This is a genomic window from Gracilibacillus oryzae, from assembly GCF_009498735.1.
Taxonomy (GTDB): Bacteria; Bacillota; Bacilli; order Bacillales; family Amphibacillaceae; genus Gracilibacillus; species Gracilibacillus oryzae.
Map to the genome: position 1 here is coordinate 5,483 of NZ_ML762431.1, position 24,207 is coordinate 29,689.

Consider the following 24,207-nt stretch of genomic DNA (forward strand, 5'->3'; position numbering starts at 1 on the left):
AATGATGAGGCCATTGGCTTTTCAACAAGTACATGCTTGCCATGATTTAAAGCTGCAATGGCAATATCCGCATGGGTGTACGGGGGAGTGCAAACAGATACCAGATCAATATTCTCTTGTTTTACCAATTCCTGATAATCACTAAAAACAGCTGCGTCTAGATTAAATTCCTTTGCCTGTTTCTCCGCTTTTTCTGGATAAATATCACACATCGCCACAATCTTACAACGATCCTGGAATTCCAAGTACCCTCTAATATGAGCAGTTGAAATAGCTCCTGTACCTATAATCGCAACATTCATCATTTTTACACTCTCCTATTCTTTTTCATTATTCATTTTTCTTCCTAAAATGGATATGTCGTAATATCTGGAGATCATTAGAGCTTCCTGGAGTAATATTCAAACACCGAAAGGAAACGCTGTCATTTCCCTCATTAGAATATATGCTTTCCATACCCACCAGCAAACCAATTCAGGCCAAATGCCTGTTAGCGTTTTCAATTCTGGTCAAAAATTTTACGGAATAAAATCTGCCAACCCTTTGCTGATAAACTGTAAATCATGTAAGCATACTATCTTGAATGGAGGTTATTCACTAATAAATTCCACCTCACTTTTGTTTTTAGAATCAACATTTAATATACTAGTATGGTAATGTGGTTACATTATATTAGCTAGAAATGTATTTTTCAACTGATATACAATAATTTAATAAAATTTTAATATCCAATCATGTGAATATCAGCATAAATGATAGGTTATAATCTTACCATTCTCCTTATTATTAAAAGTGCTGTCACTATTAATTTTGACAGCACTTTTGCTTTTTTTAGCAGCATTTTCGTTTCAACATAAAATTTGTGCAGCGGCCATCAGTCAAACCTGATCTCCTTTTGCTCTTGACTGGACTGATAAACTCCTGTAAGAATTTTCATCATCTCAACACCGTCTTCTACTGGCGCTATTGTTTTTTCTTCCCCTTTGTTACAGCGGATAAAATGATCAATTTCATTTTGGAAGCCTTTTTGAAAATTAAAGCTTAAATGATCGATCTGTGGTGTGCTGTTCAGCATAATGTTATTTTTCTCTGTGAAAATTTCCAGTGATGGCTCAATATCCGCCCCTCCTTTATCTCCATAGAGGCTTACACTGATTTCATTCTTCTTTGTATGTAAAGCAAAACTAACATCCACCATTAATGATGCCCCATTCTCAAAACGGATGAGGGCATTTGCAGAGTCCTCCACCGTATTTTGTTCGGCATTATAATCTGCTGCTTTGTAAAAAGATTTGAATTCCACATTGGAACGGTTCCCTAATTTCTGATAAGCATTGCCGCTGACAGACTTGACCTTCGGCTTCCCCATTAAATACCAGCACAAATCGATCACATGAACCCCCAGATCGATCAATGGTCCGCCACCGGAGCGATCTGTATCAGCAAACCAGCCGCCAGGATTCCCTAATACCCTTAGACAGGAAGCTTTTGCATAATAGATTTCACCTAATTCTCCATTATCAATGAACCGCTTTAATACCTGTGTATTGGTACCAAATCTTCTGACATATCCAACTTGCAAAAATTGATCTGGAAACTTTTTCACTGCTTCCTCAACCGCTAAAGCTTCTTCCACCGTTTTGCACAGCGGCTTTTCTGTTAACACATTTTTTCCTGCATGAAGTGCGGCAATTGCTATTTCAGCATGTGAATTATTCCATGTACAAATACTGACAGCATCAATCTCATTATTCTGAAGCAATTCCCGATAATCGGTATAATAGTCGGTGATGTTCAGTTCCTCCGCTTTTTGCTTCGCACGTTCTTCATTGATATCTGCAACAGCGATTATTTCTGCATCCTGATTATGGAGATACCCTTGGATATGCTGCTTAGAAATCGACCCTAATCCAATTACACCAACTTTAATTTTACCCATCTGCTTTTCCCCCTGTAACTGATCTGTTTTTCTTTTTCATCATAGTCACTTGGGGGAGATTGTCGCAATATGTGGTTTTTGTTTATAGTTGGTGGAATTGTTTTTTGTCACCCTGTTTTAAAGCCAAAACAATATGTGAAATTTTGAAATATGTAATTTTTGATTAATACTCTTTTACTAATACAGCTGCAAGTAAAAAGCGAAAGACCCTTCTTGATTGCGAAGGGTCTTTGTGACCAAATCAACTTATTATCAATAAACATCTTTCCATTCATCAATATTGTCCGGATCAAATTTAAATGGATCTCCTAGTAAAACTTCTGTGCCATCCTCTGTTTCGGTTACTTCAAAGTTCCCAAGATCTCCTGCTTCAAATGTGTCACCAACTTCACCACTGATTTCTTCATCAGCTAAAGCTTTTGCCGCATAACCTGCAAGATAACCTAAGTCGATTGGATTCCATAAGTACATCCATGGACTTACACCATTTTCAATGTATTCTGCCATCTCACTTGGTAAACCAAGACCTGTAACAACAACTTCTCCCTGTAAACCCTTATCTGAAATTACTTTTGATGCCGCTGCAATTCCTACAGTTGTTGGTGCAATAATTGCTTTTAAATCTGGATATGATTGCAATAAAGCTTCTGTCTCTGAAACACTTTTATCTCTTAAATCATCACCATATGCAATTTCCACCAGTTCGATATTTTCATAATCAGGCTTTTCCAACTCTGTTTGCATCCACTCGATCCATAAGTTTTGATTGGACGCTTGCGATGTAGCACTTAAAATGGCAATTTGGCCTTCATGGTCAATCATTTCCGCAACCGCCTCAATTTGAATTCTGCCTATTGCCTCAGGGTCTGCCTGGTTGATGTGTACCAATCTGCTGGCTCCATTAACAGCAGAGTCTGCAGAAAGTACTTTAATTCCTCGATCCATTGCTTTAGTTAATACAGGCTGCAATCCATCATAATCATTACCAATAATCGTAATACTATCTACCTGCTGGGAAATCAGTTCCTCAATAATTTGGATTTGCCCCTCTACAGTCGGCTGATCTGGAGCTCTAAGAATCGCTTCATCTCCTGCCTCCGTTATCGCAGTTTCAAATCCTTCCATCAGTTTTTCTCCAAATGGGTTACCTGTACTTTTGAAAATAACGGCATGTCTCTGTCCATCATTGCCCTCACTGCCAGAATCCCCGCTGTTATCTTCATTACTGCCACCAGTTTGTTGTCCGCATGCTACTAGTACTGTAAGAAAAATCACCAATAAAAAACTAAAACTCCACCATTTTCTCATTACTAATTACCTCCCTATAATCTTAATTATGTTTGACTGTTGGAAAACTCAGCAAACCCTATCCATCAACCACTGGACTATTAACTGCAGCTGGCATTCCAATAGTTATGAAACCTTTTCCTTGCTGTCACTCTTACTGGACGTTTTAAATTTACCTTTCACTCTCAGGTTCGTTACTGTTACAGAAGCGATTAATAGGACACCAATCACAATCAGTAACATTTGGGCAGGGATATTAATTAGACCTAATCCATACTGTAAGTAACCAATCACAAAAACAGCCAAGATAGCCCCAAGCATTTTTCCTTTTCCCCCAGCGGTACTAATTCCTCCCAGAGCTACCATTGCAATCACATCCAATTCATACATATTGGCCACATTCGGTCTGGTACTTCCCATTCTGGCCGTCAGGAAAATGGCAGTAATTGCTGCCATCACTCCAGCTAAAGTAAAGACAATCAGTTTGATGCGATCAACCTTTACTCCTGAAAATCTGCTGGCGGTTGTATTACTTCCTATCGCATACACTTGTCTTCCAAATACTGTTTTATGCAATAATAAGGCAAAGCCAATTGCTAAAATAACAAATAATAAGAGGATAAAAGGAATTGGGCCGATGTACCCCCATCCAAAATAAGAGAACCAGGACGGGAAGCCGCCAGATGATTGATCTTCTAAAATCATATAGGCAATTCCCCGGTAAAGAATCATAGTAGATAATGTGACGATAACTGCTGATAATTCTCTGTACTTAACAAGTAAGAAACCGTTGAAGAAACCACATAAAGCACCGACTAATAAACAAACTACAATGGCTAATTCCATCGGCAGACCTGCATTAAAGGTTGTTGCCATTACAACAGAAGCCAAGGCAACTGTAGAGCCGACTGAAATGTCAATTTCTCTCATAATCATGATCATTACCATTGGAAAAACAATAAATGCTTTATCTAAAAAAGTCATTGTTGCATCTGATATACTGGTAAAGTTGAGAAAATAGGGTGAGATGGAGCTATTTACAATAAAGATAATGATTATTAAAGCGATAAGCATCCATTCCCATTGCAACATAAATCGCTTCCAGCTAAAGTTCTGTACATTATTTATGGTTCTTGTACTCATCGTCAAATCACCCTCCTCAACCGGTTATTCTTTTCAACCTTCTTTTTAATCTCTGTATTAAATAACACGGCTACCAGAATAATTACACCCTCAATGCCCATTTGCCAGAAAGGTGAGACATTTATTAAAGGTAAACCGTTATCTAGTACTCCAAGCAAAAATGCTCCTAATAAGACACCAATAACTTTACCAACACCACCATTAATGCTAACACCGCCAAGTATACAGGCAGCAATAACAGTTAATTCATAGCCGCTGGCCGTATCGCCTTGTGAGGAGGCGAATTTTGACACCCACAAAACTCCTGCAAGTCCTGATAGTCCTCCCATCAGTGTATAAACAAGCATATAAACTTTATTAGCATTGATACCGCTTATTTTCGCTGAGTCAGGATTGCTTCCAAGTGCATAAATTTGTCTTCCAGTGATCGTATTGTTGACAAAATAATAGAAAAACAGAAAAATAATAATCGCAATAAATACTAATGTATTGATACCTAATATATTGCTTGTTGCAATACCTTTAAAAGAATCCGGCATTTGATAAGCACTGACCCAATCACCACCGCCTACCCAAAAGGTCATTCCCCGAAAAGCGTTCATAAGGCCTAGTGAGGCAATAATCGGCAGGATGCCTACTTTTGATACCAATAACCCAAGAATAACTCCACATGCACTTCCTACTATAATCCCCAGTAATATCGCTAAAAATGGTGATAAACCCGGGTAAGCACTTACTGTTAATGCTGTGATCATCCCTGAAAGGGCAAGTGTAGCACCAATTGATAAGTCAATTCCTCTCGTCACAAGTACAAGCATCATACCTAAAGCTAAAATACATAAGATCGCTGTATTTTTAAGCATATCGCTTAAATTACCTAATGTTAAAAATGCTGGATTTAAGAACTGAATGACAATTGCAAGTATGATAATAAACCCAAGTAAACCTAATTCTCGAAATTTGGATACATATCTTATCAGGTTGCTTTCCATCATATTTTCACCTCTCATCAAACTACTTGGCTTTTACTTGTCTGCTTTGACATGGCAGCTTCTAAGATTGCTTCTTGGGTAGCTTGATCTTTATCTAAGAACCGGGTAATTCTTCCTTCACACATCACCGCTATCCGGTCACTAAGCCCAATCACTTCTGGCATTTCAGATGAGATCATAATAATGCCATATCCCTCACTTGCAAGATCGATCATAATTTGATAAATCGAAGATCTTGCCCCAATGTCGACACCTTTTGTTGGCTCATCAAATATAAGTACTTTTAAATCCTTTGTCAGGAGTTTTGCGACAGCCACTTTTTGTTGATTTCCACCTGATAGGGAACTGGCTAAATTAAAAATACTGTTTGTTTTCACACCAACCTGTTCTGCCAGTGTTTTTGACATTTTTCTTTCCTCTTGGTTATTAAGCCATCCTTTATGTGAAATCTTATCTAATGATGACAATGTAATATTTTGCGAAATGGACCATTGCAAGATTAAACTTTGAGTCTGACGGTCCTCTGGCAAGTAACCAATACCCAGGTTCACTGCATCTGCTGGTGTTTTGATCGTTACCTTCTCCCCTTCAAAATACACAGCACCTTCATCATATGGTTCAATCCCGAAGAGTGCCTGGCATAACTCACTTCTTCCTGCACCAACTAATCCAGTAATCCCCAGTATTTCACCTTTATGGAGTGTAAATGATATATCTTTAAACATGCCAGCCTGGCCTAATTTCTCTACACGCAGTAACTCTTCATCAATCAGCACTTGCTTTTCAGGAAAAAGCTGTTTTATCTCTCTGCCGACCATAGCTACAACTAATTTGTCATTACTGATTCCGTCAACGTCCCATGTGCCGATATACTGTGAATCTCTTAATACGGTTACCCGATCTGCAAGCCGGTACATATCTTCAAATCTGTGGGAGATAAAAATGATAGCAACGCCTTCATCTCTTAATCGTTCTGTAATTTTGTACAGCTCTTCACTTTCTCTGTGTGTTAATGCGGCAGTTGGCTCATCCATAATAATTATCTTTGCATTTGCTGATAATGCTTTGGCAATTTCTACTATTTGCTGTTTCGCAACACTCAGCGATCCCATCTCCGTTTTTGGGTTTAAATCAGAGCCAAGACTCTCTAATAATGCCTTTGCATCTGCATGCATTTCTTTCCACTGAATTTTCCGTGTGGATTTCTTGATTTTTTCATGGCCCATAAATATATTTTCCGTTACACTTAAATCAGGATAATTCGTCACATGCTGGTAAATTGCCGCAATCCCGACCTTTGTAGCCTCTTTCGGATTATGAAACACCACTTTTTCTCCATTTAGATAAACGTCCCCTTTATTTGGCAAGTGTACGCCGGTTATTACTTTAATAAAGGTTGACTTCCCAGCACCATTTTCACCCATCAAGGCATGGATTTCTCCAGCCTTTAAATTGAAATGAACATTATCTAAGGCTTTTACACCAGGGAATTCCTTTGTTATCGCTTTTAATTCCAGAACATAGTCAGACATAATTTCACCCCTCACAAACCTTTGGTAAGAAAATCTTTTTAACGTATACGCTTTCATAAACTTAGTTTATTTCATAAGATTGGTAACTTGTAGGAGATAAAATTCGGTTAAGGGGGTTATTCTTCTCTTTTCATTTCGGAGTATCTCAGCCTCTTATAGACGATGAATAAGAAAATAAAAAAACTCCCTGTATCAGGAAGTCAGATTTGATCATGCATCATTCTGTTTTTGTATTTTGAAGGTACTTCTCCATAAAATTTTTTGAATAGTTTGCTGAAATATTTTGTATCTGAATAACCTACTTTCACGGAGACTTCATTTATCTTACAATCACTGGTTAATAAAATCTCTTTTGCCTTCTCAATCCTTACTCTTGTTACATAATCAAGGACAGTTTCTCCAGATTGGGTTTTGAAATATTCACAAAAATAGGTTGGATTCATGTAAACTTGACTGGCGATCTTTGGAATCGTTATATTTTCATTAAGATGATTACGGATCCACTCTTTAGCAATTTCCATCGAATCAAGCTGCCTTATTGCTGTTTGCTTTTCCAATAACTCGAGCATTTTTTTTGTCCATTCATAAACTTCAATTTTCAGTTCACTGATCGTGGATGTTTTATTCGTTAGGTCAAATACTTCCTGTATATGATCAAATTCATGCTTCCCGCCAATTTTCGTAATGAAAAAGTTGGTCATCCTTATCCCTAATAATTGAACCGCTTTTTTAATATCAGCAGGAGAATCTAACTTTTCCACATTGCTAAGAAAACTGTTCATGTTCTTCCATACTTTATTTTTATGATTACTTTCCAATGTAAAAATGATTCGATCTATTTCATTTCCAATTGCGGTTATTTCAATAGAGGGTGTATCTTCCTTTGCATTCTCCAATAAACTTTTAGAAAATATTCTGCCACTTCCATACAATAAACGGAACTGCATATAGGTTACCAATTCATCCTTGATACTTGAAAGCACGGAAAGTTCATTAAATTGTTCGCTGACAGCAATCGAGCATGTAAAAGGAGTAAAAGCTTTAATCTTATCTTTTAAATGTTTTGCAAATAAAACTGACTCATTGACACCATCTGACTCATGATGAACAAGAATCCAAAAAGACAATTCTCTGCCTTTCCATTTCCATGTTTTCGTTCCAGCACTATTTGTCAATATTTCATCTATAATGTTTTCTACTGCATAAAACCAGGCATTCCAATCCTTTTGATCAAATGTCTTTGATTTACTCAACAAATGATCAATACTTACATACATAAGCGTGTAGGTTCCTTGTGGAAATTCTTTTGTCCAGTCCATATGGGAGATATCTATCTCATTTTGCCACATTATTTCACTAAGCTTTTGCGTTTGCTGTACATAAGAAAGTTGTGAAGCTTTCCATTTTATTTCTGCATACTGTTTCGCTTTCCCCCATTGTGTATGGATTTCTTCTTGTATTCTATCAAGCTGCTTTTTAAAATCATAGCGATCAATTGGTTTAATAAGATAATCGCTTGCTCCTTCGCGAATAGCTGTCTGGAGAAACTGGAAGTCGTCGAAACCACTGATAACAATAGAATAGAATGATAACTCTTTTTTCAACTCTTTGATCAATGTCAGGCCATCCATTTCCGGCATTTTCACATCCGTAATTAATAAATCAAAAGACTGGTCTGTTTGCTTAATTGTTTCCAGACATTCTTTCCCAGACATATAAGTACCGATTACTTCCCAGCTGTCTCCACAAGATAAAACCAGTCTTTCGATTCCTCGTCTTAACCGTGGTTCATCATCAACGATCACTACTTTTATCACTTTATCTACCATTCTCCTCAACCCCTTTATCCAATTTCTCTATTCGTTGAAGCCGGTATCTTTATAATAACTACTGTTCCTTTTTCCTTTTCACTTTCCACCCTGATTCCGTAAGCAGACCCATAGATCATTGCAATTCTCGCATGGACATTAATTAATCCAAAATTGGAACTTCTCTTTGCCATTGGATTTTGTCCAAGGGAATGATTCAGTTTTGTAAGAACTTCTTTCTCAATACCTGGACCATTATCTTCTATACGTATATGTAATTCATCATTGTTCGTTTTCTTAATGGAAATACTGATAAGAGTTGGTTCCAGTTTCTCGAGACCGTACTTGATCGAATTTTCTATGATTGGCTGCATAACAAATTTAGGCATATAAAAGATACTTGTATCGATCTGTTCATCAAAGTGAAAATCAACCCTGTCTTCAAATCTGAATTTTTGAATCGTTAAATAATCATTGATATGGTCAAGTTCCTGTGAGATAAGAACCAGCTTTTCTTTATTGTTTAATGAATACCTCAACATTTTGCCAAGCAATGTAACCATCTTGGTAACGGTTTCTTTATCTTCCTCGTCTACAGCATAACCTATTGTTTCCAGAGTGTTGTACATAAAGTGGGGATTAATTTGAGACTGCAGGGCATATAATTCCGCATCTTTTTGACGTAACTCAATTTGATAGTTTTTCTTAATTAGTTGATTGATTTTTTGAATCATAGAATTAAAACTGTTTGCTAAAATTCCAATCTCATCATTTTTATTAATCGGCAAGTCTACATTAAAGTTCCCTTGTTCCACCCGCTTCATCAGTCTGGTTAATTTATTCAGCGGACTGGAGACATTCCATGCTAGAAAAATAGAAATAATCGTACTAAGCAAAACGAAAATAATAAAAACGATAATCGTTCCATTTCTCACCATATCTGTTTCTTTGGTAAGATCTTGTAAGGCTACACTATGAAATAATGTCCAGTCCGTAGCAGATAATTCGTTTCTGCTAATCAATTGATTTTGTGCTAATTGTGTTGTTCTGAAACTTCCATTGATATTTGGGTAATTGGAATAATTTTCATCACTTTCCCCAATTAAATCCGAGTTCGTATGATAAACATTTTTTCCATTCTGATCTGCTATCCATATACTTGAAATATGATCCTTATCAAGGCTTTTTAGTGCCTCATCCAGGAAAGACAGCTGAATAGCAATAAACACTGCCCCCAATGTCTCCTGATTCTCATAATCTCTTAATTCTCGCATAAACAGAATAAATGGAACATTATTTTCGAAGGTAATATCTGTTTGAGAAGGAAGTATAATTTCTACCCTTCCTTGCAAATCAACGTCATCCCCATATATCATCGGAAAGGAATCCTTATTAAAGCCTTTATAATTCATTTTTGCACTTTTGAACATTCGTCCTTTCGACAGTACAAACACACCTAAAATGTCATTATTCCCATTATTTATATAAGTTCTTGATAAATAGCTGTTTACGATAAACTCGTCTTGTAATAAGGTTGACTTTGTCTGATAAGCGTCCTTTCGTAATATTTCAATTACCTGTGATGAATTGTAAACAGCATCAGGCAAATTTTTGAAATCATTTATTTGGTTATCAATATTGTTGTTTGCCTGTTCCAGTAATTGAGGAATATACTTGCCAACTTCGTCTTCAATTGATTTTGTATACTGACTATAGGCAATGTAACCTAAAACCGAGATCGGAATAACTGTCAGTAATATGTAAGTAAGCATCAACTTCGACATTAATTTGCTGTCTCTGAATTTTTTAAAAATCATATTGATCCACATTTTCTTTTACAAAATCAATCGGTTCCCCCATAATCACCATATCATTCATCATCCGGATTTTTCCTACTCCTGGTATATCCTGATTATCGTAAGGCAAATAATTGCTAAGAATATTCCGACTTAAAGCAACCGTTAAGTAACCGAGTTTCTTGGGACTCCATAATGTGACTACCTGAGCAGCATCATTTTTCAAGTATTCATTCATATCGTTAGGTGGTGATAAGCCAACAACCGCAATCTCGCCATTCTTACCTGCTTCTTGAACTGCCTGTGCAGCTGCCGGGGGACCTACTGAGGAATTTCCGATAATCCCTTTTAGATTGGGATAGTCTGCTATAAGCCGTTTGGCAATCGTGTAAGCCTTATGGGGATCGTCATCTGTTGCCGCAACTTCAACCAGAGACATACTAGGATAGTATTCCTTGTGCTGCACTTTTATCCATTTTAACCACTCATTCAAATTCGCTGCTGAATTAGCTCCTGTCATAATGGCAAATTCTCCTTCTTCGCCTGTGTTCCATGCAAGCGTATCCATTAAATGCCTGCCTAATGTCTCAGGGTGAACCATGTTGATAAAGAATTCTCTCCCCTCCGGCATTGTATCAGCGTCCCAAGTAATCACTCTAATATTATGCTGTTTCGCTTTTTTTAAGACAGGAACTAATTTTTCCGGATCATTAGCGGAAACAGCAATCACATCAACTTCTCCTCCTTCAATAAATTCGTTGATTATTTGTATTTGCTGGGAGGGTTCTGCAGTACGAGGACCTTTATAGATAACATGAACACCGAGATCCTTTCCTGCCTTTAGTGCCCCCTCTTCGACTGCATTAAAATAAGGAATATTAATAAGTTTTGGAATGATAGCAATAGAATATTCCGTATTCTGCTTATCCTCCACCTCTATATCGACTTCCTCACTTTTATACACAACTTTGTAGAGATCTTCTTCAGCGCCTTTGACGCAAGCGCTTACAATTAACAGCATTATAATTGAACAAAGCATCGAAAGTCCTCTTTTCATCAGCTCCCTCCATTCATTTACCTTTATCTAATCCCTAATATAATTATATCATACTCCTAAATAAATATATGTATTCACTTTTCCTGCTGCAGAAAATTAACTTGGAAATGGATGGAATGAAACAAACTGTAATAATGCAGGCATATAGTATTTAAGATGTCAAAATTAGCCCCTTTTAGTGGAGAAATCCTTCTGTGACAAATTAATTTGCCACAGAAGGGTATTAGGAATGGTTTTTGATCAATTCACCTTGTTGTCTATACTGCGCGCAACAATGGCATGTAATTTTCACTTATTCCACTTTATCTTTTGTCTGAATCAGTTATAAATCCGTCCAGTAACTCTACAGTAAGAACTCCATCAACTATCTTGAATTTGTAGCCGCCAGCCTGCAGTTCAAATCGAGCGACTTTAATTCCATGACGGTTTAATGTTTCTATAAATTTGACACCTGGAATATCTTCTGCAACAGAGACATCATCAATTGGTAAGTAAGCTGTTGCACTAGTATTGGCAGGAATCACTGCTTCATAACTGTTCAAATTCCCTTGCTTTGCTGTCCATTTTGATACAATTGTTCCATAATAGGATTCAAATTGTGATTCTACCGTATTTATACGCTCTTGATTATTATATTTTTCACCAGTATCCATTGTTGGCTGTAAAATAATGTGTTTAAAACCTGGATCTTGTTCACTTTTCTGAATTCCAGCCATATATTCAACCATCCACTCCACTACAGAGCCATAAGCATAATGGTTGAAGGAGTTCATTCCTGCGTCATCAAAGCCGTATTCAGATGTATAAGCATTCCAGCGTTCCCAAGTTGTTGTTGCTCCGAGTTTTACATGATTCAGCCATGAAGGCATTTCATCCTGCAGCAGCAAGTCATAAGATTTATTCGAAAGCTCATTTTCAGTAAGAACAGGTAACAATTCGTTCACACCCAAGAAGCCAGTAGACAATGTATTTTCACCTGCATTCTCTCTTTCTGATCGATTCTCATTCGCTATGTTTTTCAACAAATTCTCAATAAGTATCTGCTTCTGTTCTTCAGAATCATAGAGTCCCATCTTAAGTGCCCAAATAATACTTGTTTGGGAATTGTCTTTGAACAAATCAATCAGGAACGCACTCGAGAAATCATCAACACTTACAGATAGAAGGTTATTATTTTCATCCACATATTTTTCTTTTGCTAAATCTATTACACGTTGTCTTTCTTTGGCATACATTTCTGCATCAGCAGTGTGCCCTAGCAATGAAGCAATCTTCTCCATTCTCTCAGCATCAAGTGCCTGGTACATCACTGCCATAAATTCTGGAGCGGTACCTTCCATGGCAACCCAATCCCCGTAACCTGCATTCATTCCGTCTCTTATCACATTTTCCATATACTTCTTCATTGTATCGTAGGTTTCTTCCAGAATGGATACATCTCCTGTATGCATGTAGATGTCCCAAGGTAATGTAATGATGACATCAGACCAGCCTGCATTTGTTGTTGTCTTCTCATTAATTGTCGGCAAATAATCGGCGATATAGCCATTATTATTTTTTGCATAATCCTTGAGAATATCTACATAATTGTTCAGGAATGCCACTGAGTCAAAGTTGTACAGTGCAGTATCTCCAAACACCTGGATATCACCCGTCCAGCCTAAACGCTCTGATCGCCCGGGAGTATCTGTTGGTATGGAAAGGAAATTACCCCTCTGTCCCCAAAGTGCATTTTGGAATAACTTGTTCACATTCTCATTATTTGTTTCAATAGATAAGGTGTTATCAATAGAAGAAGTAATTGGCTGTCCATATACATCATGAATAACGATATCTTCTGTTGCCGTTATTTCAAGGTACTGAAACCCATGATAAGTAAACCTTGGCTGGTAGTTCTGAACTTCCTTTTCATTTAATGTATAGTGATCGGTATACCAGTTCTCATCCTTTTCTCTTCCACGTGTAATTCCTGACCAGTAAAGCGTTCCTTTCGGGCCGTCACTGCCAAAGCTGCTGTTTTCGTGGTCTCTGCCATCATTCAGCATTTCTGCTCCACGCATAGAAACTGTTGTTCCTTCTGCACCAGAAACAGAAATATGTTGAACGCCAGCGATATTCTGGCCAAGATCAATCATTAACGTTTTGCCTTTAGGAAGCTTTATATCCTCTGTTGGATCTATCACTGTACGTTTCACTTCACCTAGTGCAAGATCTTCATTGGAATAATCTATATCATTTGGATCATAGATAAAAGTGTTTTCTCCCTCGGCTGGATAAACTCTATTTTCCTCAAGCATATAGGCTGCAGCTTCACTGCTTGCTACCAGTTCACCTTCATAGTTAAAGATATCTACCTTATTCCATTCATCATCATTAAATTCAACATTATTCCAACCTGCAATATTTTCCTCAAGACGCGCATCATAAACTTCACCTTTAAAGAAATCATTCATTTTAACAGGACCGTCTGTTGTTACTTTCCACTCATTATCATTCGTCGTAATAACTTCCTGTTCGCCATTTTTATAGGTGATGACCAGTTTGGATAATAGTGCCAATTCCTTTTCTAATTCATCTCCGATTTTATAGTAAATGTTTCCTCCACCGTTACTTCCAGCTTCCCCTCCATAAAAACCGGTACCAACCATTACACCTAAGGCTACTTTGTCCTCTTTAATGTAATCTGTTACATCATAAGATTGATAGTTTGTATATTGATGGAAGTCTGTCCAGCCAGGATTAAATGTATCATCAAGTTTCGTACCATCATCTTTCTCTAACATTACCTCTTGCCCGTTAATATAAGCTTCGTATATACCCAAAGAGGTAATATACAATCTTGCTGAAGCAATTTTACCTTTCCCGTCGAGTTGTTTTTCTGTCCGGAATAACGGCAGTGTCGAAGGATCAGCCATGTATTCTACAGCTTCTCCCTGGTAATTCTTTTGAAAAGCCGTCACACCACTCAGTTCTAAAACGCCAGCGTTCAATACTGCTCCATCAAACTCTGTCACTGACTCTTGTTCTCCATCTACTTCCAGTACGATGTCACTAAAATGTGCTTCTTGCTTCGGACTCCTTCTTGAACCTTCACTCGCAGTCAAAGCGATAAATGGACCTTCTATTGCGTGACTCTTTGGTACAGTACTCACTTCTTCTCCATTTATAACTGTGACAATGTTTTCCTTGTCGGCTGATACTTTCAGATCAAAGGCTTTATTCAGGTCTACTTCTTCCGATATATCAACTGATCCAATTTCCTTTGCAACACCATCTTTTTTAATACTCTGTGTTAGTGTTGTGTCAGTCAAACTCCATACATATCCTGTGTTTTTATTCTTCATGCCCCAATCCAGGATAAAGCCGCCTTCCACGATTGTTGCATTAAGCGAAACCTCTACCTTCTCCTTAAAATAGTCCTCCGATTTATTTTTATGATAAATCCATTCCGCGCTCTCGAAATCCGTTCCTGTTTCAAAGTAAGCTGAATTTGAATTCACTTTTTTTCCATTGGAAAGGGACACTTTCACATCCCATGTGTAGCGTGACTCTAAATCAAGGGCCGGACCATCATATGGTATGCCTACTGATTTTGCATCTTCCACAACACCACTGTCCCATACTTTCTTCCCACCTGATTCTTTCACAACAATCTGGTATGATGTCTGATTGATACCAACAACATTAGATGTTAGCTTCCAACTGAACTTAACATCATCCAATTCAATTCCAATCGGGTTTTTCTGATAGTTGACCTTTAAATCTGTCAACTCTGTTTCCCCCTTACTTGCTGCATTTGAATAATTTGCTGGTTTAACGTCCATCATTGCAAGAGAAAGTACCATCATGACACATAAAAACTTACACAAGGATTTTCCAACCTTCATTTTTTTACCTCCCTTTAAAGTGTATAATACTATTAGATTTCCAGGGTTATAGAAGAAAACTGCGGAACTCAACTCCTTTTTCAAAAAGATAAGTGACTAAAATACCAACATACCTTTACATAAAGCCTTTATAGTTTTAGAAAATAACCCCCTCCTTTACAATTAAATCAGCGGTAAATTAACGGGTTTATTATTTCAGAAGTATAAGAAATATAATGTTAGCGTTGTCATTTTGAGGTGAGATAATTTTTACTATTTTCTTGTAGCTTTTGAAGATGGGTAAGTTAACTATAATAATCACATAATAGGAGATTTGTAGATAGGGGATAAGATTCTGATTAGGGGGTCAATCTTAGGAAATAATCTTGGTTATGTAAATGGCACTGCCAGAATTAAAACTGTCAGGTTAATTCCGGCAGTGCTTTTTGTAACTATTGATTAATGTATATACGATCAGGTCAATGGTATATTCAGAACACAAACAAACTTTTAGATGAGCGTTGAGAGCAAAAGATGGCAATCTTAATTATTCTTTTGAAACGCAGGTCCTTGAATAACTATTCATTTTCCCCCACCCCATCCATATAAGGCATCCGCTCATTTGTATTGATCTGCCCTTTCACTTTCCTGACCCAGCTGTCCTTGCCTTGCAGCCAGTCCCCAAATGAAAAGATAGTTGGCATCCGATTGTGACCTAATGCAATGCCCGCTTCCAGTGAATTGGTATCATATATTGATGTATGCAAAGTTCCTGCTGACTGGAGATATTTCTCTGCAAACAATTCTTTTTCTATATTATTCAACAGTTGAAAAGCTTCAGGTTTTGATAGCTGCTGCTTTTGATTTCTTAAGATGGCCATCCGTCTTTGGGAGTCTGCCAGGTGGTGACGGTTTGCTTCTGTCAACAGATCAAAGTGATTGGTGCTTCTTGTATCTTCTTTGACACGGACTGCCTGTGAAGTTGCTTCCACCACATGACGGTTTCCAAATCGATCTGCCAGCACATAGTTAAAAGCCACACGGTGTGGTACTTCTTTAAGTAATGCGATCGCTTCTTCATTGGATTGGCATTTTTCCAATATCATTCTTGTTATGATTGTCGGAATAAAACCATCGCCGGCATTTCTGCGATTAACAAAATTATAACCAGTCATCAATCCCTTTTCATTCATACCGTCTGCTCTTCCAACAATTCGCTGTGACGGGCCGATGGTTGCATATCCATTGTCTGGCTGAAATAAAACAAATCTGCCTTCATATGTTTTCGGATGATAATCGTAATTGCGAACAAGATAATGATCACCGGTTAAAATAGTACAGCCAGACTTTTTCCACTCCTGCTGATAGCCACTGAAATGCATAATAGCCTGATCAAAGGTAAGGTCCAAGCCCTCAGCAAGCCCTTGAAGCTCTTCCAGAAATGCAGGAAACAATGCCTTTATCCATTCTACCGCTTCACTAAGATTAATAGAAAAGCGTAATTTTTTTGCAATATCAGGGTTGGTATAAATCGGATGCAAGGGTGATTGTTTCAACCATTTCCCCTGCTCAAAACCGAAGGAAGCACGATCGCCTCTATATTGAATTACATCTATATAATATTTTTTCATTGTCATTTCCCTTATTTCGTTATGGTTTTGCTATAGAATGATAGCATGAATTATCTCGAATCCAAAGTTAATTGCCTATTTATGAAAATTCAGTTAGGCACTTTTGATTTCTGCTACCAGTTTACGCTACAATAGATGAGAAAAAAGTTTACCTAGTATCTGAATAGGTAGGAGGATGTATTTTGAGTTTAGACAATAATGATATATTAATTCGAATAAGATATGCACTAAATTTAAAAGACGCGAAGATGGTAGAGGTCTTTGAACTTGGCGGTGTGAACCTGACAATGGAGGAAGTACTAAAGCTGCTGATTAAGTCAAAAGACAGCTATGATGAAGATACAAATGATGACCAAATCAAGTGTAATAATAAAATGCTCGAATCCTTCTTAAATGGTCTGATTACGTATAAGAGAGGGAAACAAGAGCCAAAGCCTGGTCAAACTGAACAGCCGGCTCTTTTAACGAAAGGCAATGCAAATATCAATAATGTATTGCTGAAAAAATTGAAGATCGCCCTATCCCTGACAAGTGAAGAAATGCTGGAAATTTTTCAGATAGCTGGGGTTACGGTAACGAAAGGCGAATTAAGTGGCCTGTTACGTAAAGAAGGACACAAAAACTATAAAGAGTGCGGCGATCAATTCGCACGTGACTTTTTAAGAGGTTTAGCTTTGAAATTAAGATCATGATTTAGGATAAGGGAGACCCCAATTGTTTTTGGCAATTGGGGTTTGGTTTTGTATGAAGCAAAGATTATAAACATAATTCAATATGGCCAACTTCTTTTCCGTTATCATTTTTTATAGTGGAAGATTTCAAATCATATAATCTTTGAATCGTCTGCTCGTTACTGTAGTTTATTTTCTTTAAAATCTCTGCAATTAACAAAGGCCATAATAACTCTGTTCCGCTGTAAACCTTCAAGGCAATACTGATTTTTTCCTTTTTCAGAGCCAAGCAATAAACACCTTGAGCTCCACCTTTTGCCACAATATTTTCGTCTTCCAATAAAGTGGTGCAAATAAAATGATGAGATGCTACGATATGCGGAAAGCTGTTCATTACCTTTGCAATTTTTTCTACAGCTATTCTTGTAGTGGCATTTTGGATGCTTTCTGGATTCGCAAATTTGAGATAGGAAACAGCCATGTTATATAACGATACGGCAAAAACTGGAACACCACATCCATCGATCCCTGTGATTACTTGATCTGCCGGGGTCTCAGACAGATCTGAGACAACTGCTAAAATTTCCTGCTGGATCGGATGGTTTAGTTCATCATAATCGCTATTGAAATTTTTCTCTCTCGCATATGCCAGGAATCCCAAGTGCTTTCCGGCACAATTATGTATAAGCGCTCTCTTTTCTTTATTTGATTTAATATAGTCCATTCTTGCCTGCTCGTTTAAAGGATAGCTTTTGTTACAAATTAATTGGTTTTCGTTTAGAGACAATTTTTCTGCTAAACGTAACAGCGCCTGTTCATGATATTGTTCTCCTCGCTGGGAAGCTGTAAATAATGCCGCTTCTTCCCCTGTCAACTGATATTTTTCTATAACATTACTGCTGAAAACAGGAATTGCCTGCAGCGGCTTCATTGCTGACCGATAGTACGTTGGGTTTTGTATATCACCTTTCTTGTAAATGATCTGCTTCTCTTGATCGATTACACATATTGCTCCCTGATGTGTATTTTCAAGTGTATGATTCCGAAATTCTTTTGCAATAACAGGGAAATCCATAGCATTTCCATCCTCTCTGTAATAATATTTATTGTTAATGAAAAGTAGAAAAGAACTCTCCATAAAGATTTTTTGACTCTTGCAGACGATTGGAGCATTAACGGGAAATCTCGCTTGATGGGTACTTTGTTTTCCTCTTTATTTGCGGATTAACGGGAAATTCCGCTTGCTCGGTCCTCCGTTTTCCGCTTTATAATCGGATTAACGGGAAATCCGCTTCCTGCGTTCTCCGTTTTCCGCTTTATCGGCGGATTAACGGGAAATCTCGCTTGCTACGTCCTCCGTTTTCCGCTTTATCGGCGGATTAACGGGAAATTCCGCTTCCTGCGTCTTCCGTTTTCCGCTTTATACCCGGATTAACGGGAAATCTCGCTTGCTGCGTCTTTCGTTTTCCGCTTTATAATCGGATTAACGGGAAATACCACTTCCTGCGTCCTCCGTTTTCCGCTTTATAATCGGATTAACGGGAAATTCCGCTTCCTGCGTCCTCCGTTTTCCGCTTTATACCCGGATTAACGGGAAATCTCGCTTACTACGACTTCCGTTTTCCGCTTTATCGGCGGATTAACGGGAAATCTCGCTTGCTACGTCCTCCGTTTTCCCCTTTATACCCGGATTAACGGGAAATCTCGCTTCCTGCTTCCTCCGTTTTCCGGTTTATAATCGGATTAACGGGAAATACCACTTGCTCGGTCCTCCGTTTTCCGCTTTATATCCGGATTAACGGGAAATCCCGCTTGCTACGTCCTCCGTTTTCCGCTTTATATCCGGATTAACGAGAAAACCCGCATACTACCACTTCCCTTTTCCGCTTTAAATCCGAATTAACCTGGAAAACTACCATTTCTATTCAAAAACAAGGGTTGCACCATCTCCTCTGTGCAACCCTTCCGCAACAATCAACGCTTTATTTATACAAAATCATACATAGACTTAACAACTAATCCCTCCGGCAATTTAATCTGAGAAAAATCAACATTATCGATCACTGATTCTGTGAACAGGACTCTCTTTTTCTGACCTGGCAGCAAACTGAAATTGTTTTGATCGAAATAGCCGTCTTCCTCTGTTTCTAACCAGACATTCATCGCAAAATGCTGGCATGTTAATTCAATTGCATCCTCCACATACTCGACTGAAATTCGCGGATTCTCCAGCTCTACATCCTTTGGCTTCACTAATAAATGTTCTACTCTATCAAGCACCCTGTCTCCTGTTTTCAATGATGCCAGCAGAACAACATCGCTCCGCCCCTCAGCAATAGCAGACACGTCTTCTTGATAAATGACAACAGAGCTGTTGCCTTGTACCTCAACATTTTGCCTTGTCTCGTCAAGGAGATTTCCCTCAAAATCAAATACCTGGAAGATCAGTTCTGCCGCCTGATTTTCCAATTGATCGGAAACTGCATAAAGTGTTAACTGATCGTTCCCCTGATCCGCAATAACAACTGTCTGCTTGAAGCGGTCTTTCATATCATATTGAACCGCTTTCCATCTGCCGTAATAATCCATGCTGGACCATGAAGCAACAGGCCAGCAATCATTCATTTGCCAGTATAATGTTCCCATACATTGAGGCATATTCATCCGATGTGCTTCAACAGCCATCCGAATGGCATTTGCCTGTAGAATATGACTTAAATGCAAAAAGGCGGCAAAGTCTTTCGGCTCTTTATAGTAGAGATCCATATATGTTTTGATCAGGCGGTTGCCGGCACCATTTTTCTGGTGATGCAGCATAACCGGTGATTCCAGCTCAAAGTCTTTTTCCTCCGCATATGTCCGGACTGTCTTCTCTTCAGGGAATGACTGAAAGCCATACTCACTCATAAAGCGGCCGACATGCTCTTTATACGCTTCGAGCGGTTTTTGGCCATGCCACACATCCCAATAATGAATGTCGCCTTTTTTTACTGTATTTGATCCGGCATGCTGCTCTTCATCGGAAGAGAGTGCCTGCATCGGTGAACTTGGCCAGTAATCTTTTAACGGATCATATTCCTTTAACACATCTGGTAAAATCTGATGGAATATCTTATCATATGCCTGCCAGATTTCTTCTCGCTGTGTCATGTTATAACGCTGTTTCCAGCCCCATCCAGCTTCCTCCTGATACTGTGACCATGCTGCATCCATTTCGTTATTGCCACACCAGAGCGCGATACTGGCATAATTTCTCAAGCGTTTGACATTATCAATCGCTTCTTGTCTGACACTGTGTAAAAATGGTTCGTCTCCCGGATACATACTGCAGGCAAACATAAAATCCTGCCAGACGAGAATGCCGTGTTCATCACATAATTGATAAAACTCGTCATATTCGTAAATACCGCCTCCCCACACGCGAAGCATATTCATATTCGAAGCAGCAGCTGTGGCAATTTCATGCTGATAATTTTTCTTATCCAATCTTGTCAGAAAACTGTCATTCGGGATGTGATTGGCCCCTTTCATAAAAACAGGCACACCGTTTAATTCAAAATAAAAACTTTTTCCATACTGGTCATCTTCCTGTACCAGCCGAATGGAACGTAATCCTGTTTTCACCTTTTTACTGCTTAAAACCGTATCCTGTTCAGCAATATCGATGGAAAACTGGTACAAATAAGGATCACCTAAACCGTTACTCCACCACAAATTCGGTTCTGCAATGGAAAAAGGCACTTCCAGCGTCTGGATTCCTTTCGCTATCGAAAATTGCTCGACACGTCTGAAGCCATGTTGATCGGATACAACCAAATCTATATCCTTTTCCGCTTGTGACTCTACTTCTACAATTGCTTGTAGTTCAGCCAGATCTGCCGCAACCTTATTTTGTTTAATATATACATCTTTTATCTTCACGTCAGACCATGCTTCAATATATACCTCTTTCCAGACCCCGCTTGTGACAAAACGAGGGCCCCAATCCCAGCCATAATGATATGGCGCTTTGCGGGCAAACACACTTAATTTCTTCTCACCAGTTCCGCCATCTTCAGAATGATCATTATCTGCAGGTAAGTTGTAGCCAAGCTGATCTGGCTTATCTATGTCATGTAAAATCGGAGAATGGAAATATATCAATAACGCATTTTCACCTTCATGCACATATGGCTGTATATCAAGGTTCCATCTGCGGAACATGTTATCAGCTGTCAGCACTTTTTCATTGTTGATATACACATCTGCATAGGTGTCCAGTCCTTCAAACACTATTTCCAGCACATCTTCCTCCATATCCTGTTTGGAGAGCTGGAAGGTTGCTGTATATTCCCAGTCTTTTTTATCTACCCATTGCACATCCAATTCGTTTTTGGCGTAAAAAGGATCAGGAATCAGATTGTGTGCTAACAAATCAGTATGAACACACCCTGGAACCGTTGCTTGTCTCCAATTTTCCTCATCGGCTTGTGAGAATTGCCAATTCTGTAATACTATTTTTGCCATGTTAAACACCTCCGGACATTAATCAAAACGGATTTCTGCTTGTTTTTCACTGGACTTGTAAACACCTGTAAGGATTTTCATCATCTCGACACCATCTTCTACCGGGGAGATCGATTTTTCTTTTCCTTGGGCACTTGCAACAAAATGATCAATTTCGCTTTGGAAGCCATTGTTAAAATCAAATGTTAAGTGATCAATTTGCGGTGTGCTGTTTAACATTATGTTGTTTTTCTCTGTGAAAATTTGCAGTGATGGCTCAATATCCGCACCGCCTTTATCCCCATGCAAGCTTACACGGACTTCCTCTTTATCCGCATGCAATGTGAAACTGACATCAACGAATAAGGAAGCGCCATTTTCAAACCGGATTAATGCGTTCGCCATATCCTCTACCGTATTTTGCTTGCTGTCATAATCGGCTGCTTTGTAAAAAGATTTATATTCTATATTGGATCGGTTTCCTAATTTATTATAGGCATTGCCGCTGACAGATTGGACCTTTGGTTTTCCCATTAAGTACCAGCACAGGTCAATCACATGGACACCAAGATCGATTAACGGCCCTCCGCCTGAGCGTTCTTTATCCGCAAACCAGCCGCCAGGGTTTCCCAGAACTCTTAAACAGGATGCTTTTGCATAATAAATCTCACCTAAATCACCATTATCAATAAAGCGTTTTAATACTTGAGTATTTGTACCAAAACGTCGCACATAACCAATTTGCAAAATTTGCTCAGGGTGTTTTTTGGCTGCTTCTTCAATTGCCAATGCTTCTTCCACTGTTTTACATAAAGGCTTTTCAATTAAGACATGTTTTCCTGCTTCCAATGCTGCGATGGCAATTTCGGCATGAGAGTTATTCCATGTACAAATGCTTACCGCATCAATCTCTTTGTTTTCAAGCATTTTACGATAATCTGTATAATAAAGGTCGATGTTTAATGCTTCCGCTTTTTGTTTGGCACGACTTTCATTCATATCGGTAACTGCGATTAATTCGGCGTCCTGGCTTTTCAAATAGCCTTGAATATGCATTTCAGAGATCGAACCTAGTCCAATCACACCAACTTTGATTTTGCTCATTTCGCTTCCCTCCTAAATTTGCTCCCAAATGTTGCGGACATTTTGTATCGATATTTTGCTCGCTTTCTTGCATTCTTCCAATCCCTCGAATTCAATCGACAGATAGCCATCATAGCCGTATTCTTTGATAGTCTTCAAAATATCTTTTATATCAATGTCGCCTTGCCCTGTAATCGCACCGCGTAAATATTTGCCGCCAGATGACGAGAACCATCCCTCTCCAGGATTGTGCCAGGTAGCTGGACGAACATAGAAATCTTTGGCATGAATCATCGTCGCATTGCTGATACATTTTTTGATTGCCACTGTCGGGTCTTCATCTACACAGACAAAATTGCCGATGTCCAGTGTATGGCCGAAATTCGGGCGATTCACAAGGGAAACAATCATGTTGACCCGATCACTTGATTGAATATAAAAGCCGTGGTTCTCAATGCTTGTCACAATATCATATTGTTTCGCATAATCAGCAATCTCCTGGCACGCTTCCACGATCTTTGGCAAGTCCTGATAAAATTGTTCTGCTCCTGTTTCAGTCGGTGGCTTAAACGAAACATCATGCCTCATTCTCTTCACACCTAACGCATTGGCAATATCCACTTCTTTTTTGACTCTTTCCAGTTCTGCCGCGAAATGCTGATCATCTCCTGCTAGAAAATCTGCTCCGATCGCATAATTGGATATCTCGATACCCAGCTCTTTTGCTTTTACCACAATATCCTGAACAAGCTCTGGATTGTCCGTTAGTGTATAGCCAATCGGCACAATTTCAATATGCTCGCCGCCCTGATCCTTTGTCCACTGGATCACATCAAGGATGGTCATCTCGCCTGAATGGATCGCGTTTGCTAAACTGTAAGAACTCATTCCTAATTTCATCTTTTAGCCTCCTCCAC

Annotated in this window: 16 protein-coding genes; 1 reads left to right on the plus strand and 15 read right to left on the minus strand. The window is 38.6% G+C overall.

From position 1 onward, the window contains the following. The 11 genes from F9U64_RS23005 to F9U64_RS11600 all read right to left on the minus strand — a co-directional run. Positions 1 to 305 (minus strand): Gfo/Idh/MocA family protein (locus tag F9U64_RS23005; protein ID WP_407647319.1); only part of this gene is annotated, 305 nt, incomplete at its 3' end. 569 nt (positions 306 to 874) lie between these two features. Then, the gene (locus F9U64_RS11555) at positions 875 to 1,939 is read right to left on the minus strand and encodes a Gfo/Idh/MocA family protein (RefSeq protein ID WP_153403560.1); all 1,065 of its coding nucleotides are present in this window, start codon (positions 1,937 to 1,939) and stop codon (positions 875 to 877) included. Between the two features lie 252 nt (positions 1,940 to 2,191). Further along, positions 2,192 to 3,247, minus strand: a complete 1,056-nt coding sequence (gene rhaS / locus F9U64_RS11560) for a rhamnose ABC transporter substrate-binding protein (RefSeq protein ID WP_153403562.1) — start codon at positions 3,245 to 3,247, stop codon at positions 2,192 to 2,194. 105 nt (positions 3,248 to 3,352) lie between these two features. After that, positions 3,353 to 4,369, minus strand: coding sequence for an ABC transporter permease (locus F9U64_RS11565; RefSeq protein ID WP_153403564.1), 1,017 nt, complete (start codon positions 4,367 to 4,369; stop codon positions 3,353 to 3,355). Positions 4,370 to 4,371: 2 nt separating this feature from the next. Continuing rightward, the gene (locus F9U64_RS11570; protein ID WP_228275682.1) at positions 4,372 to 5,364 is read right to left on the minus strand and encodes an ABC transporter permease; all 993 of its coding nucleotides are present in this window, start codon (positions 5,362 to 5,364) and stop codon (positions 4,372 to 4,374) included. 14 nt (positions 5,365 to 5,378) lie between these two features. Beyond that, complete coding sequence (locus tag F9U64_RS11575) at positions 5,379 to 6,893, minus strand: sugar ABC transporter ATP-binding protein (RefSeq protein WP_153403566.1); 1,515 nt, start codon at positions 6,891 to 6,893, stop codon at positions 5,379 to 5,381. Between the two features lie 200 nt (positions 6,894 to 7,093). Beyond that, a complete protein-coding gene (locus tag F9U64_RS11580; protein WP_153403568.1) occupies positions 7,094 to 8,722 on the minus strand; it encodes a response regulator transcription factor in 1,629 nt (542 codons plus the stop codon). Between the two features lie 14 nt (positions 8,723 to 8,736). After that, the gene (locus F9U64_RS11585) at positions 8,737 to 10,518 is read right to left on the minus strand and encodes a sensor histidine kinase (protein WP_194287346.1); all 1,782 of its coding nucleotides are present in this window, start codon (positions 10,516 to 10,518) and stop codon (positions 8,737 to 8,739) included. After that, positions 10,508 to 11,554 carry an autoinducer 2 ABC transporter substrate-binding protein gene (locus F9U64_RS11590; protein WP_194287347.1) on the minus strand — a complete coding sequence of 349 codons (1,047 nt, stop codon included), beginning with the start codon at positions 11,552 to 11,554 and terminating at the stop codon, positions 10,508 to 10,510. The genes F9U64_RS11585 and F9U64_RS11590 overlap by 11 nt, the downstream gene beginning before the upstream one ends. Positions 11,555 to 11,856: 302 nt before the next feature. After that, positions 11,857 to 15,441: an alpha-L-rhamnosidase gene (locus F9U64_RS11595; protein ID WP_153403572.1), complete on the minus strand. Its 3,585-nt coding sequence runs from the start codon at positions 15,439 to 15,441 to the stop codon at positions 11,857 to 11,859. A 557-nt stretch (positions 15,442 to 15,998) separates the two neighbouring features. Then, complete coding sequence (locus F9U64_RS11600; protein ID WP_194287348.1) at positions 15,999 to 17,051, minus strand: C45 family autoproteolytic acyltransferase/hydrolase; 1,053 nt, start codon at positions 17,049 to 17,051, stop codon at positions 15,999 to 16,001. A 182-nt stretch (positions 17,052 to 17,233) separates the two neighbouring features. Here F9U64_RS11600 and F9U64_RS11605 point away from each other — a divergent pair, with 182 nt between their 5' ends. Further along, on the plus strand, positions 17,234 to 17,743 hold the full coding sequence (locus F9U64_RS11605) for a YehS family protein (RefSeq protein ID WP_153403576.1): 510 nt from the start codon (positions 17,234 to 17,236) through the stop codon (positions 17,741 to 17,743). A gap of 64 nt (positions 17,744 to 17,807) precedes the next feature. On the opposite strand, the gene F9U64_RS11610 is transcribed toward F9U64_RS11605, so the two are convergent. The 4 genes from F9U64_RS11610 to F9U64_RS11625 form a co-directional block, all read right to left on the minus strand. Next, a complete protein-coding gene (locus tag F9U64_RS11610; RefSeq protein ID WP_153403578.1) occupies positions 17,808 to 18,797 on the minus strand; it encodes an asparaginase in 990 nt (329 codons plus the stop codon). A 911-nt stretch (positions 18,798 to 19,708) separates the two neighbouring features. Further along, a complete protein-coding gene (locus F9U64_RS11615; RefSeq protein ID WP_153403580.1) occupies positions 19,709 to 22,228 on the minus strand; it encodes a beta-mannosidase in 2,520 nt (839 codons plus the stop codon). An 18-nt stretch (positions 22,229 to 22,246) separates the two neighbouring features. Beyond that, positions 22,247 to 23,311 (minus strand): Gfo/Idh/MocA family protein, encoded by a 1,065-nt coding sequence (locus tag F9U64_RS11620; protein WP_153403582.1) that lies wholly within the window; start codon positions 23,309 to 23,311, stop codon positions 22,247 to 22,249. 12 nt (positions 23,312 to 23,323) lie between these two features. Beyond that, positions 23,324 to 24,190 (minus strand): sugar phosphate isomerase/epimerase family protein, encoded by an 867-nt coding sequence (locus F9U64_RS11625; protein WP_153403584.1) that lies wholly within the window; start codon positions 24,188 to 24,190, stop codon positions 23,324 to 23,326. Positions 24,191 to 24,207: the final 17 nt, after the last annotated feature.